The organism is Halorussus caseinilyticus, assembly GCF_029338395.1.
Taxonomy (GTDB): Archaea; Halobacteriota; Halobacteria; order Halobacteriales; family Haladaptataceae; genus Halorussus; species Halorussus caseinilyticus.
Window position 1 is genome coordinate 1,153,680 of record NZ_CP119809.1, and the last position, 12,761, is coordinate 1,166,440.

General features: G+C 67.0%; 13 protein-coding genes. 6 read left to right on the plus strand and 7 right to left on the minus strand.

The genetic code is table 11. From position 1 onward, the window contains the following. Positions 1-337: 337 nt before the first annotated feature. Entirely contained in the window at positions 338-1,768 is a 1,431-nt protein-coding gene (locus P2T60_RS05860) for an aldehyde dehydrogenase family protein (protein WP_276281622.1), read from the minus strand. A gap of 103 nt (positions 1,769-1,871) precedes the next feature. On the opposite strand from P2T60_RS05860, the gene P2T60_RS05865 reads away from it, so the two are divergent. The 3 genes from P2T60_RS05865 (at position 1,872) to P2T60_RS05875 (ending at position 4,609) form a co-directional block, all read left to right on the plus strand. Beyond that, a complete protein-coding gene (locus tag P2T60_RS05865) occupies positions 1,872-2,762 on the plus strand; it encodes a carbon-nitrogen hydrolase family protein (protein ID WP_276281623.1) in 891 nt (296 codons plus the stop codon). A 446-nt stretch (positions 2,763-3,208) separates the two neighbouring features. Beyond that, positions 3,209-3,745 (plus strand): DNA starvation/stationary phase protection protein DpsA, encoded by a 537-nt coding sequence (gene dpsA / locus P2T60_RS05870; protein ID WP_276281624.1) that lies wholly within the window; start codon positions 3,209-3,211, stop codon positions 3,743-3,745. A gap of 117 nt (positions 3,746-3,862) precedes the next feature. Next, positions 3,863-4,609 (plus strand): hypothetical protein, encoded by a 747-nt coding sequence (locus P2T60_RS05875; protein ID WP_276281625.1) that lies wholly within the window; start codon positions 3,863-3,865, stop codon positions 4,607-4,609. Here P2T60_RS05875 and P2T60_RS05880 read toward each other — a convergent pair. Continuing rightward, a complete protein-coding gene (locus tag P2T60_RS05880) occupies positions 4,584-5,342 on the minus strand; it encodes a DUF7504 family protein (protein ID WP_276281626.1) in 759 nt (252 codons plus the stop codon). The two genes, P2T60_RS05875 and P2T60_RS05880, sit on opposite strands and share 26 nt — an antisense overlap. 126 nt (positions 5,343-5,468) lie before the next feature. Here P2T60_RS05880 and P2T60_RS05885 point away from each other — a divergent pair, with 126 nt between their 5' ends. The 3 genes from P2T60_RS05885 (at position 5,469) to P2T60_RS05895 (ending at position 9,065) form a co-directional block, all read left to right on the plus strand. Further along, the gene (locus P2T60_RS05885) at positions 5,469-6,563 is read left to right on the plus strand and encodes an NADH:flavin oxidoreductase/NADH oxidase (protein WP_276281627.1); all 1,095 of its coding nucleotides are present in this window, start codon (positions 5,469-5,471) and stop codon (positions 6,561-6,563) included. 66 nt (positions 6,564-6,629) lie between these two features. Next, positions 6,630-7,823 (plus strand): GNAT family N-acetyltransferase, encoded by a 1,194-nt coding sequence (locus P2T60_RS05890; RefSeq protein WP_276281628.1) that lies wholly within the window; start codon positions 6,630-6,632, stop codon positions 7,821-7,823. Positions 7,824-8,213: 390 nt separating this feature from the next. Next, on the plus strand, positions 8,214-9,065 hold the full coding sequence (locus tag P2T60_RS05895; RefSeq protein WP_276281629.1) for a DUF7547 family protein: 852 nt from the start codon (positions 8,214-8,216) through the stop codon (positions 9,063-9,065). On the opposite strand, the gene P2T60_RS05900 is transcribed toward P2T60_RS05895, so the two are convergent. The 5 genes from P2T60_RS05900 to P2T60_RS05920 form a co-directional block, all read right to left on the minus strand. Continuing rightward, positions 9,066-9,620, minus strand: coding sequence for a metal-dependent hydrolase (locus P2T60_RS05900; protein WP_276281630.1), 555 nt, complete (start codon positions 9,618-9,620; stop codon positions 9,066-9,068). 195 nt (positions 9,621-9,815) lie between these two features. Beyond that, the gene (locus tag P2T60_RS05905) at positions 9,816-10,202 is read right to left on the minus strand and encodes a MaoC/PaaZ C-terminal domain-containing protein (protein WP_276281631.1); all 387 of its coding nucleotides are present in this window, start codon (positions 10,200-10,202) and stop codon (positions 9,816-9,818) included. 63 nt (positions 10,203-10,265) lie between these two features. After that, complete coding sequence (locus P2T60_RS05910; protein ID WP_276281632.1) at positions 10,266-11,123, minus strand: hypothetical protein; 858 nt, start codon at positions 11,121-11,123, stop codon at positions 10,266-10,268. Between the two features lie 91 nt (positions 11,124-11,214). Then, positions 11,215-11,580, minus strand: coding sequence for a Zn-ribbon domain-containing OB-fold protein (locus P2T60_RS05915; protein WP_276281633.1), 366 nt, complete (start codon positions 11,578-11,580; stop codon positions 11,215-11,217). After that, a complete protein-coding gene (locus tag P2T60_RS05920; RefSeq protein ID WP_276281634.1) occupies positions 11,577-12,737 on the minus strand; it encodes a thiolase family protein in 1,161 nt (386 codons plus the stop codon). The genes P2T60_RS05915 and P2T60_RS05920 overlap by 4 nt, the downstream gene beginning before the upstream one ends. Between the last annotated feature and the right edge of the window lie 24 nt (positions 12,738-12,761).

Genomic DNA, 12,761 nt, shown 5'->3' on the forward strand with positions numbered 1-12,761 from the left:
GAGGTAGCTACCGCTGTGGAGTTCGAGCGACTGGTGCTGGAAGTTCTGAGAGACGAGAGAACGTAGACGAGAGAACGTAGACGAGAGAACGTAGACGAGAGAACGTAGACGAGAGAACGTAGACGAGAGAACGTAGCTAGCTATCGCTTGAGCCAATCAGACCGCACCGCCACCGCACAACACCGCCACCGCACCAGCACCGCGCCCCGAACCTCCCCGCGTTCGCCTGCGCTCGCGCAGAACCGCGTGCGCGAGCGCAGGCGCGGCGCATCCGGGTGGTTGGAAAAGGTCGCGTTCTCAGGGGTTTGTCGAGAGTCGAAACGCCGAGTGGTGACGTTCAGAGGATGATGCTCTTCTTGCGGACCATCTCCTCGATGGTGGTGTGGAGACCCTGCCGACCGATGCCGGAGGCCTTGTTTCCGCCGAAGGGAACGTCGCCCAGACCGTGACTCGGGGCACCGTTGATGCGGACCGCGCCAGCGTCGAGTTCGTCGGCCATCTGCATCGCGCGGTCGTAGTCGCTGGTGAACACCGCGGCGTCGAGCGCGAGGTCCCCGTGGTTCGCAATCTCGACGGCCTCCTCCTCGTCCTCGAAGGTCGTCACGACGGCGACCGGTCCGAACTGCTCTTCGTGGACGATGCGGGCGTCGTGGGGAACGTTCGCCAGCAGGGTGGGTTCGAAGTGAGCGCCGTCGCGTTCGCCGCCGCGCACGAGGTCAGCGCCCTTCTCCACGGCGTCTTCGACCAGTTCCTCGACCCACTCGGCCTGCCCCTCGTTGATGAGCGGTCCCATCGTGGTGTCCTCCTCGAAGAGGTCGCCGGGTTGCCAGCTATCGACTTCGGCCTCCAGCAGGTCCACGATTTCGTCGTGAGCTTCCTCGTGGGCCAGCACCCTGCTGACCGCCGAGCATCGCTGGCCCGCGTACTTGAACGACCCCTTGGCGCACTGGCCCGCCACGTCCGACAGGTCGGCGTCGGGGAAGACGACGGCGGGCGCGTTCCCGCCGAGTTCCATGTGGAGGTTGACCATGCCGCTCTCCTTGGCGACGTGCTTGCCCGCTCCGCTGGAGCCGGTCATCGACACGACGTTGATGCGGTCGTCCCCCGAGAGCACGTCGCCGATGACGCTCCCGCGGCCCGAAACGAAGTTGAACGCGCCGTCGGGAAGGTCGAGTTCCGACACTACGTCGGCCAGAATCGCGGCGCTGACCGGCGTGTCGCTCGCGGGCTTGAGGATGACGCAGTTGCCCGAGGCCATCGCGGGCGCGACCGACAGCGCGGTGGTCGAGACCGGGTAGTTGTACGGCGTGATAGCCAGCACGGTCCCCATCGGTTCGTGCTTGACGATGGCGTCCCAGCCTTCGTGTCCGGCGGTGGTCCCCTCGCGGAACTCGCCTTTCAGCGAGCGAATCTCCTCTTTGGCGCGCCGGAACCGCTCGGCGGCGGACTCGACTTCGCCGCGGGCCGACGAGATGGGCTTGCCCGCCTCGCGGACGATGACCTCCGCGAGTTCCTCCTTGCGTTCGAGCAGGCCGTCGGCAATCTCGTCCATCCACTCGGCGCGCTGAGGGATGGTGGTCTCGCGCATCGCGGACTGGGCGCGTTGCGCGGCGGCGAGCGCGTCGTCGGCCTGTTCGGGACTCGCGGCGGCTACCTGTGCGAACGACCCGCCGTCCGCGAGGTCGGTGACTTCGAGTACGTCGTCGGCGTCGAGCCATTCGCCATCGATGTACAGGCGCTCCCGACGCTGGAGTGGTTGTTGGGACATACACCCCTCTTTGCGCTCCGTGGGTAAAATATTTACTCACGATTGGATTAATGCCGATTTCGGTACCGAATCGCTTTTCGCTCGGGGCTTCGACCTGACGGACGTGACCGACGCCGGACCTCCCGCCGACGCGCCGACCGTCGCGGCCTGCCAGATGTCGGTGGCCGACCTCGACGTAGCGGCGAACGTAGAGTCGATTTGCGAGCGCGTGAGCGACCTTCCCCCGGACGTGGACGTGGCGCTGTTCCCCGAGTACGCCCTGACGGGGTTCGTCGCGGACGAACGCGCCTACGCCGCCGCCCGGTCGCGCGACGCGGACGAACTCGCCCGTCTGAGCGACCTCGCGGTCACAACCGACTGCGCCCTCCTCGTCGGATTCGTCGAGGTAGTGGGCGACGACGACGCTATCCCGGACGCCAGCGTCGTTTCGACGGCCGAACCGTCCCCCAGTGCCGCGCCCTCCGAACCGACCTCCCGCGCCGCACCGCCGGAACCGGCCTACTACAACGCCGTCGCGTACCTTCACCCTGACGGCGGGACCACGGTCTACCGCAAGCGCCACCTTTGGGCGGGCGAGCGCGAAGTCCTCCTCCCCGGCCGTGAACGCGTCACCGTCGAGACGCCCGCGGGCACGACGGGTCTCCTGACGTGCTACGACCTCAACTTCGTCGGCGAGAGCGCGGCGTTCGCCCGGCCGGAGGTGGATGCCCTCTTCGTCGTCGGCGCGTGGCCCGCGGCCCACAGCCAGAACTGGAAACTCCTCCTGCGCGCCCGCGCCCTCGACGGGGTTCGCTGGGTCGTCGGTGCCGGTCGCACGGGCGAGAAGACGGTCGGCGACCCTACGGAGTACGCCGGGCGCTCGCGTGTCGTCCGACCGGACGGGAGCGTGCAGGCCGGGTTGAACCGCGCCGAGCGCGATTTGGTGGCCGACTTGGACCCCGCGGTACTGGCTGAGTGCCGGGAGTTCGTCCCGGTGTTCGAGGACAGGAAATGAAATTTATTTGTTTGAGAATCTTCTGTATTTGCTAGGAGTATGTATGGTTGTGTGAGGTCGTCGCTTTTCGAGCGGGAGAGGGCGACGGTGAAGAGGTGAGACGACGGTGAGGTGGTGAGACGCTAGCTTCAGGCTTGAGCCAATCAAACCGCACAACACCGCGACCGCACCGCCACCGCGGGCCACGCCCTCCCCAACCGATTGCGCGTCTCGCTCCCTCCGGTCGCTCCGATGCTCATCCACCGTCGGAAGCGAGTTCCGACGAGCCTTCCGTCGCTTCGCTCCGGAAGACCTCGCGCGGTGGGCGCGGCGCACGAGCGCCGCGCCCGCGCGCGCCGGAAAAGATTAAAATAAAACGCGACTCTCTCACGCGAATCGTCGCCCCGCCCCGACCTGCGAACAACCTTAAGCGGCCGCCGGTGGTACCCGGTCAGGGGGAACACAACGTGAGCCAACAGCGGCAGGTACTCCAGCAGGCGGGCACCGTCGAGGGCAACGCCGTGCGCTTCGACGCCGAGAAAGCCGAGCAGGTGGTCGAGGCGCTGAACGCCGACCTCTCGGCGACCTACGTCCTCTATCACCAACTTCGGAAGCACCACTGGAACGTCGCGGGGGCGCAGTCGGGCGAACTCCGGCGGTTCCTCGGCGAGGCGGCCGCCGACGCCCAACGCCACGCCGACGCGCTAGCGCGTCGAATCGGCGCAATCGGCGGCGTCCCCGTGAGCGGTCCGGCGGCGTTCGAGCGCCACAGTCCCGTCCCGTTCGAGGGCGAGGACGTGTACGACGTGCGGACTTCGCTCGAAAACGACCTCGAAGCCTACGGCGACCTCATCGAGAGCGTCAGTAGCCACATCGAACTCGCCGAGAGTCTCGGCGACCACGCCACCGGCACCCTCCTGCGGAACCAACTGGTCGACCTCGAATCGCGCGCCCACGCCATCGACGGCTTTCTCGGCCACGACTCGCTGACGTTGTGGGGGTGACGGTCCGGAAACGCTCGGCGCGTCCGTCCGAGAGCTTGACGACCGTATTCGATTCTCGTTTCTGATAATGTACGAGAAATTTAATATCGGGGGGTCGCTCCCAACAAAGTAGCGTCGATGGTGTCGAAAGCATTCTTTACGGGGTCGAAGTACCTCGTCGAAGTGAACGACGGGCGACACGACCACCTCAGATACAACGGGGAACGATTTCTGGAAGCGTTATCTGTGGCGGGACAGAAAGTCGTCCGACTGCCGTTCGCTACCGACGAAGCCAAGCGGAGGTATCTGAAGACGCTCGTCGGACTCAACGAGAGTTACGTCGCGGCCCGTGCGTACGAGGATGACTCGAAGGGCAAGTACCTGAAACACGACGAGAACGCCGAGCAACTCTTCCGTGTTCAGACGGCAGAGCGACTCAGCGACCGAGTTGACGAACTCCACGCGGTGTTCTCGGCCCACGACGCGCTAGTCGAGAGCGCCGTCGAACGGGCCGAACGCTCGGAGGGGAAACCCGGTCCCGGCCGCGTTCGTACGATTCTGCTGGCTTGCACCGACCGAGCGATAAGCGGCGGATGGTACCCGACCGTGGAGTCGTACTATCACAGTCTCAGTCCCGGCGAACTCGTCGCCGAGGACCGCGAGCGCCGGAAACAGCGCATCAAGGGTACCGAAGACTCCAGAGGAATCGAGGAACTCCTCGGGAAGCCCCACTTCGAACGACTGGGAGAGCGCGACTTACGACGGATTCGGGATATAAACCGGGAGTCACCCGGTTCGGACGCGCGCGTCTGGAAGCAGATTCTCGAACGATACTCGTGGTACTACGGTCGCGACCGACCTACAGCGCAAGCCAGTCCGTCGTGATGTCGGGGTCCGCGAGGTGCCAGCGTTGCTCTATCCCGCCGCTTCCGTACTGGACTTCGACCACTGCGTCGAACAGGGCTTCGATGGAATCGACCGTCTCCGAGTCGTATTCGGCCGGAAGGTGGTAGTGAGCCATGCCGTCGAATCGTTCGACGGTCTCGGTCACGCCGAGCAGGAACCGGCGTACGTCCCGGTCGTCGTAGTCGGCGACTATCGGCGTAATCGACTCGAAGCAGAGCCGAAGCTCTGCGGGCGAGAGACTCCCGACGCCCGAACCGAGTTGTTCGATGGTCTCCTCGATGCTCGTCCCGAGGTCCCCGAGAGCGTCGCTATCGACCGTCACGGACCGGAACGACGGACCCGTCGAATCGCGGACGCTCGGCCCGTCCTCCCCGGAACGGCCCGAACCGTCGGTCGGCGTCTCGCCGCGGACGCCGGTCGCACACCCGCCCCGAACGTCGGCCTGCCAGTCCACGACTGCGGCCTCGTCGCGGTACGGTCCCGACTGGGCGGACGTGAGCTTCGAGTGTGCTACCGCCGGTGTCGCGTCCGTCGTCACGAACAACCGGTACCGAGGGCCTGCGCTCGACTCCCCCAAAAGCCGCTCGCAGGCCGCGTCCAAGGCGTCGGTACCGACGAGTAAGATGTTGCACCCGCTTCGTTTGAGACTCGCAAGCCGATGTCGAAATCGGGCTGTCGCTTCCGGACTCCCCCTTCGTTCCTCCCCACACATTGATTCACCAATAACGGCTATGTCTACAATAAGTGTTTCGGACAGTTGAAACGCCAGTCCAGACTCTTCGGCAAGAAACGTGGGTGAGCCGAGACCTTTCGGGCGCGGAGCGCCGAGGGGGACCCGATGAGTGACCACCTGTTCAGTCCGCTGTCGATTCGCGGGACCACGGTCCGAAACCGCGTGATGGTGTCGCCGATGTGTCAGTACTCGTGCGACCGCGACGGTTTCGCCACCGACTGGCACGAGGTTCACCTCGGGAGTCGCGCCACCGGCGGCGCTGGCATCGTGATGACCGAAGCGACCGCGGTGGAACCGCGGGGTCGCATCTCGCCACACGACCTCGGCATCTGGAGCGACGACCACGCAGACGCCCTCGCGCCGGTCGCCGCGTTCGTCTCCGAACGCGGCGCGACTCCGGCAATCCAGTTGGCCCACGCGGGCCGAAAGGCCAGCAAGACCCGGCCGTGGGACGGTAGCGAACCGCTCCAACCCGACGAGGGCGGATGGGAGACCCTCGCGCCGAGCGCGGTCCCCTACCCCTTCGAGGAAGGCGAACCGCCACGGACCGCGCGGATGGACCTCGACGACATCGAAGGACTCCGAGACGACTTCGTGGCCGCCGCAGAGCGCGCCCTCGACGCTGGCTTCGAAATCGCGGAGGTCCACGCCGCCCACGGCTACCTGCTCCACGAGTTCCTCTCGCCCGTCACGAACCGCCGCGACGACGAGTACGGCGGCGACTTCGAGGGCCGGACCCGCCTCGTCCGCGAAATCGTCGAAGAAGTCCGCGAAGTCTGGCCCGACGACAAGCCGGTGTTCGTCCGGGTCTCGGCGACCGACTGGCTTCCCGACCGCGAGTCGTGGACCGTCGAGGACACCGCCAGACTCGCGCCGCTTCTCGCCGAGGCGGGCGCGGACCTCGTGGACGTGAGCGCGGGCGGACTCCACCCCGACCAGCAGATTCCACAGATGGGACCGAACTATCAGGTGCGCTACGCCGAGCGAGTGGGCGAGTCCACGGATGCGCTCGTCGGCGCTGTCGGGGGCATCTCCGAGGCCGAACAAGCCGACGCCTTGATTCGCAACGACCGGGCGGACCTCGCCATCGTCGGCCGGGAACATCTCCGAGACCCCTACTTCGCGCTCCACGCCGCCGAGAAACTGGGCGTTGAGGACGAGGTAGAGTGGCCGATTCAGTACCGGCGCGCGGTCCAGTAGCGCGAGTATTGGCACACAGTACCACACCGGAGCAACCTATTTGGTCGCCTCGGACGCCTCTCCGACATGAACTATCGCGCGCTCCCGGACGATCGGAAGGAGCAGTTTCAGGAGTACGTCGAGTACGCCTTCAGCCTCGAAGAGGGGCCGCAGGACGACTACGACTGGGACCCCGACGACCAACCGGACGAACCGCGCGCGCTGTTCGACGGCGACCGGATGCTCTGCGTCTGCAGTCACAACTGGTTCCGGACCTCGCTCCGGGGGCGGGAGTTCGAGATGCCCGGCCTGTCGGCGGTGGCGTCCCCGCCCGAACACCGTCGGCAGGGCAACGTCGCCCGGTTGCTCGCGGAGTCGCTGGCGGAGTACCGCGAGCGCGGCGACTTCCTGACGGCGCTGTGGGCGTTCGAGCATCCCTTCTACGAGCGACAAGGGTGGGGGATAGCGAACAAGTGCGGCCGGTACGAGTGCGCGCCCGAGGCGCTGTCGTTCGCCAGAGACTCCCCGCTCGCTGGCGGCGAGTTCCGACCGGTGGACCGAGACGAGTACGACCGCCTCGCCCCGGTTCTCACGGCCGCGGACGAGGGGTACGAACTCACCGTCCAGCGAACCGAAGAGTGGTGGCGAAAGCGCGTCTTCAGCGACTGGCGCGGGGACGCCTACGTCTACGGGTGGGAGCGCGACGGCGACATCCGGGGCTACGTCGTCTACCGCGTCCTCGACGCGAACGAGGGCAAGCGCCTCCACGTCGAGGAACTCGCCGCGGCGGACCGCGAGGCGCGCCTGAACTGCCTGCGACTGCTCGCAAACCACGACTCGCAGGTCGAGCAGGTGAGCATCTACGGACCGCCGGAGACGACCCTACTCGACGCCGCCGCCGACCCAGAGGCCATCGACTGCGAGATTAGCGCCGGGCCGATGGTCCGACTCGTGGACGTTCCGGCCGCGTTCGAGGCGTTGGAGTACCCGACCGACCTCGACGCCGAGTTTTCGATTTCGGTCGCCGACCCCCTCGCGGCGTGGAACGACGGGACCTTCCGGGTCGCCGTCGCGGACGGTCGGGCGACCTGCGAACCCGCGGACGAGGACCGCCCGGACGCGACCGCCGGGGTCGGCGCGCTCTCGCAGGTCTACGTCGGCTATCACTCGGTCGCGGACGCCGAGACGTTCGCCGACATCGAAGTCCGGGATTCGGGGACGCGAGACGCCCTCGTCGCGATGTTCCCCGAGCGAGAGGTGTTCCTCCGCGAGACGTTCTGAGGCGCGGGGTCTGGGGTTCGAGGGAGCTCTATTTATAGAGGTCTCGACGCGCGCGCGACCCTCCGTGGCCGCGCCCATCCGCGCGAGGTCTTCGGGAGCGTAGCGACCGAAGGCTCGTCGGAACTCGTTTCCGACGGTGGACGACTGAGCGACCGGAGGGAGCGAAGGAGTCGGTTGGGGAGGGCGTGGCCCGCGGTGGCGGTGCGGTTGCGGTGCGGGCGGTCTTCGTTGGCTCAAGCCTGAAGCTAGCGACTTTTTGTCTCCATCTCTCGTTCCCCTTCGTCCGACCCTCGAACACCGACCTCTCCTCCCCCGACTCTAACTTCCACGAACTCCACGCCCTCCCGAGAAGCGGCCAAACTCTTTACGGCGCGACACGTACCCTCGGCCATGAGAGACGACCGCGACGACCGAGACGGCGAAGACGGCCGGCGCAATCCCGAAAAACTGGACGAGCGAGTCGAGGAACTCGAAACCCGAGTGCGCGAACTCCGCGACGAACTCGGCCGACCGCCCGAGGGACCGCTGGGTCTGCCGCGTCCGCCGACCCCGCGCGAGGTGCTGTCGTTTACCGGCGAGTACGCCATCCCGACCGCTATCGCCATGCTGGAGGCCAACGTCCGGGCGCTGAAGGCGCTCCAGCAGGTCATCCGACTGCTCGACCCCGAGCGGAGCGTCGTGAGCGAGGAGCGCGACCGACTCCAGTCGCGGGCCGCCGACGCGAGCAGACTCACCCTCGACCGACTGGAGTCGGCGCTCGAAGACGTGGAGACGACGATTCGGGAGGGCGACCTGCCCCGCGAGGACGAGGCCCGGAGCATCCTCGACGACGCCCGGCGCATCAACCGCGAGATACGCGACCGGGTGGAGAGCGAGCGCCGTGAGGCGGACGAGACCCGCGAGCGCAAGCGGGACATCGACCGCGAGCGGTCTTCGTCCGACTCCCCCGACGCCGGACTCGACGGCGGGACGACAATCGAACTGACCGACGAGAGCGACGCGGACGGCGAGAGTGCTGACGACGAATCGGCCGAAGAGCGCGCGGAGGTCGACGTGGAGGCCGAACTTCGGTCCATCAAGGACGAACTCGAAGGGCGCGACGAGCGCGGTCCGGAGGTGGGCAAAGCGGATGCGGAAGACGAAGCGGACGAGGACGCCCGAGCGGACGCTGAGTCGGACGATGGCGACGGTGACGCTGACGGCGGCGCTGAATCGAGCGAGGACGACGCGGACGCCGAATAGCTACTCGGCCACCGACTCACGGCCGCGGAGTCGGCGGTAGAGTCGGCGGGCGAGCGACGACCGACGGTCGGCGCGTCGGCCAGCGAACCACGCCGCCGTCGCCACGGCGACGCCGCCCGCGAACATGGCGTAGTTGGCGGCGTCGTTGGTCGCGCGAACGAGGTCCAGCGAGTAGAGCGCGGGCGAGACGGGGTAAATCGGCATCACGCCCCACGGGTTCAGTACGTCCGCGAGGAGGTGGGCGACCACCGCGAAACTGCCGAGGAAGAACGACCAGAGCGCGCCGCGAACCGCCTCGCGGCGGGGTCGATTCGGGAGTGCCGACGCCACGACCAGCACGCAGAAGACTCCGACCGCGAGCGCGAACCAGAGGGTGTGAGTCACGCCGCGGTGGACCAGAAACTCGAACTGGCCGTCCACGTCCGGGAAGAGGGTGTACGAGAGGACGATTCCGCCGCCCGAGAGCGCGTCACGGACGTACCCCCGCGAGAGCAGGGCGTACCCGACCACCGCGTAGAGCGCGAGCGCCATCCCGTAGTGGCCCGGCGGAAACATACCCTGAATCGGCCACGGATTCAATGTTAATCTATCGGTTGATAAGGTGTTGGCCGCCGCACACGCTGTCGGGCGTCGTCGTCGCGCTCGGCGCGACGACGACGAAAGCGCGACGATAAACGTCTGAACGGCTCTTAGAACTACTTACCTTTCTCAAGAATAGGAAATCCGTTCTTTGATGAAGGAAAATATTCGTCAGACCTGCTTCCACACCAGTCCCTCGACGGTGCCGGTCATCACCGTCTCGCCGTCCTCGTTCTCGCAGGTGACGGCCGCCGAGAGGTCGTAGCGGTCCGCCCGCTCCGTGACTTCCTCGATGGTCATCTCGCAGGTCAGCGTCTCGCCGGTGTAGACGGGCTTGCGGAAGTCGAACGCCATCGAGCGACCGAGGACCTCCAAGTCGCCGCCGATTTTGGTCGGCATCGTGGCCGTGAGCAGGCCGTGGACCAGCAGGCGGCCCTCGTCGTCGGGTTCGAGGTGGCGGGGTTGCTCGTCGCCGGAGACTTCGCCGAACTGCCGAACGTCCTCGGGCGTGAAGGTGCGCTGGAAGGTCCGGGTGTCGCCCTCCGAAGGTGGCGTCATTTTCCTCACGTACTTCGCCGGAGGGGATAAGCGTCCCCGTCGGCGTCGGTCCGACCCGCCGCGCTACTCCGGTGAAGCACCCTCCCCGTCGCCCGCGTCCGCCGTCTGCGACGGCGGACGCATCGCCCGGAGGTAGGTCGCGCCGAGCGCGAGACTGACCGCCGAGACGACGCCGAAGAGCGCGATTTCGCCGAGTTCGCCGCCCTGTCCCGTCCGGCGCATCCACCCGGCCATGGCGAGGACGGCGAGTCCGAGCGTCGTGAACTTGACCAGCAGGACGCCCGCGAGGACGTACCCCCAGTCGCGCCGTCGCCAGAGCCACGCCGCCGTCAGGAGTGCGGCCGGGAGCAGGACCGAGAGGTCGAGAACGTGAATCACGTTCGCCGGAACGTCCGCGAGTCGGACGCCCTCGGGGGCGGTCCCCCGGAGCGTGGCGGGCACGATTTCTGCCAGCCACCCCGCCGCGAAGAACAGCGCGATTGCCGCGAGATAGCCGCTCGTCGCCCGGACCGGAAGCCGACCGTCCAACCGGTCGCGCACCGCGCCGGGGTCCGCGCGCAGGACGCCGCCGACGAACGTGAACAGCGACAGGCCGAACAGCGCCACGTAGACGAGGAACAATTCGTTGAAGTAGAGCATCAGCGCGTAGGAGGCCCACGTGTAGAGCATGTACGCCAACCCTCCGAGCCAGACCACGTACCCCCGGAGCGACCCGCGCGCCGCGTACCAGAGACCCACCGCCAGCAGTGGGACGCCGACCCCGAGCGTCACCACGTCTTGGCCGTACACCTGCGGGAGCGTCACCGCCGCGTCCCGGTAGTGACCCGGACGGAGGAGACCGACGAGCGTTGCGAGGACCGAGAGACCGAGCATCGCTACGGTTGAGGCTACCTGCCAGCGTGGGAGAGACGTGTCGCTCATACGTACGGATTCGACAGCGGGAGATAAATGCTCGTTCGCCGATTCTCACTCCGGTAGAATCAGCGTCGGGAGGCGGTTCGTCGCGGTTCGCTCAGACCGACTCGAACCGATACCCGTCCCACTCCTGACTCGCCTTCTCACGGATTCCGGCGTCGGGGTCGCGCAGTTCCTCGGCGTACACCGGGCGCACCTCGTCGCCGATTTCGACCTCCGCGTCCTCTGCCAGTTGGCCAATCGCTCGGACCGACTCGCCCTCGACTTCGAACTCCACGATGGCCAGCGAGTTGGGTTGCCGGACGCCCGGCGGGGTCGCGGTGTTCGTCGTCCACGTCACCACCTCCGCGGTCCGGTCGCTCAGGTCGATTGCCTCGGTCTGTTCCTCGCCGCACTCGGGACAGAGTTCGTGGCCCGGATAGGTCGCGTGCCCGTTCGGGCATCGGTAGGCGTTCAGCGTCATTGGGGTTCCTCCAGAATCGTGGTGGTCACGCAGTTGCCGAATCCGCCGACGTTGCAGGCCAGACCGACCTCGCAATCGACCTGCCGGTCGCCCGCCTCGCCGAGCAGTTGGCGGTGGAGTTCGTAGACCTGTGCGACGCCGCTCGCGCCGAGCGGGTGGCCCTTCGATTTGAGACCGCCCGAGGTGTTGACCGGCAACTCGCCGTCGCGGTCGGTGACCCCCTCCTCGACGGCCTTCCAGCCTTCGCCCTGTTCGAAGAAGCCGACGGCCTCGCTCTGGAGGAATTCGAGGATGGTGAACATGTCGTGGAGTTCCGCCACGTCCACGTCCTCCGGCCCGAGTCCGGCCATCTCGTAGGCCGTCTCGGAACTCTCGACTGCGCCGCCCATCACGGTCGGGTCGTCGCGTTCGTGGACGACGTGGGTGTCGGTCGCGCCGCCGACGCCCGAGACGACGGTGTACTCGTCTTCGGGGACGTATTCCTTGGCCACCGACTCGGGGCAGAACAGCAGGCCAGCGCTCCCGTCGGTAATCGGGCAGAAGTCGTAGAGGCGCAGGGGGTCGGCCACGATTGGCGACTCCATCACGGTCTCCAAATCGACCTCCTTGCGGAACTGGGCGTGGGGGTTGTCCAATCCGTTTCTGTGGTTCTTCACCGCGACCTTCGCCAGACTCTCGCGGGGCGCGTCGTACTCGTGGAGGTAGCGACGCGCCGTCAGTCCGGCGAAACTCGGGAGCGTCACGCCGTGCTTGTACTCCACGGGATGCGTGAGCGAGGCGATTACGTCGGTCGCTTCGGCCGTCGTCTTGTGGGTCATCTTCTCGCCACCCACGAGGAGCGTCATGTCGCTCGCGCCCGAGGCGACCGACTGCCACGCGGCGTAGATGCCCGCGCCGCCGGAGGCGGAGGTCTGGTCTACGCGCTGTGTGTAGGCGGGCATCGCCCCGAGGTCGTGTGCGAGGGCGTTGGGCGCACCGGTCTGGCCCTCGAACTCCCCGCTGGCCATGTTCGAGACGTACAGGTGGTCTACGTCGTCGGGGGCGACTTCGGCGTCGGCGAGGCACTCGCGCCCGGCCTGCGCGAGCAGGTCCCGGAGCCACGCGTCGCGCTCGCCGAACTGGGTCATCGACGCCCCGATAATCGCTACGCGGTCCATACCTCACCGAAGACGAAGTAGGGC

Coding starts and splice junctions, on each gene's coding strand:
- P2T60_RS05860 (WP_276281622.1), bottom strand. CDS start 1,768: ATGTCCCAACAACCACTCCAGCGTCGGGAGCGCCTGTACATCGATGGC.
- P2T60_RS05875 (WP_276281625.1), top strand. CDS start 3,863: ATGGTGTCGAAAGCATTCTTTACGGGGTCGAAGTACCTCGTCGAAGTG.
- P2T60_RS05880 (WP_276281626.1), bottom strand. CDS start 5,342: ATGTGTGGGGAGGAACGAAGGGGGAGTCCGGAAGCGACAGCCCGATTT.
- P2T60_RS05885 (WP_276281627.1), top strand. CDS start 5,469: ATGAGTGACCACCTGTTCAGTCCGCTGTCGATTCGCGGGACCACGGTC.
- P2T60_RS05890 (WP_276281628.1), top strand. CDS start 6,630: ATGAACTATCGCGCGCTCCCGGACGATCGGAAGGAGCAGTTTCAGGAG.
- P2T60_RS05895 (WP_276281629.1), top strand. CDS start 8,214: ATGAGAGACGACCGCGACGACCGAGACGGCGAAGACGGCCGGCGCAAT.
- P2T60_RS05900 (WP_276281630.1), bottom strand. CDS start 9,620: ATGTTTCCGCCGGGCCACTACGGGATGGCGCTCGCGCTCTACGCGGTG.
- P2T60_RS05905 (WP_276281631.1), bottom strand. CDS start 10,202: ATGACGCCACCTTCGGAGGGCGACACCCGGACCTTCCAGCGCACCTTC.
- P2T60_RS05910 (WP_276281632.1), bottom strand. CDS start 11,123: ATGAGCGACACGTCTCTCCCACGCTGGCAGGTAGCCTCAACCGTAGCG.
- P2T60_RS05915 (WP_276281633.1), bottom strand. CDS start 11,580: ATGACGCTGAACGCCTACCGATGCCCGAACGGGCACGCGACCTATCCG.
- P2T60_RS05920 (WP_276281634.1), bottom strand. CDS start 12,737: ATGGACCGCGTAGCGATTATCGGGGCGTCGATGACCCAGTTCGGCGAG.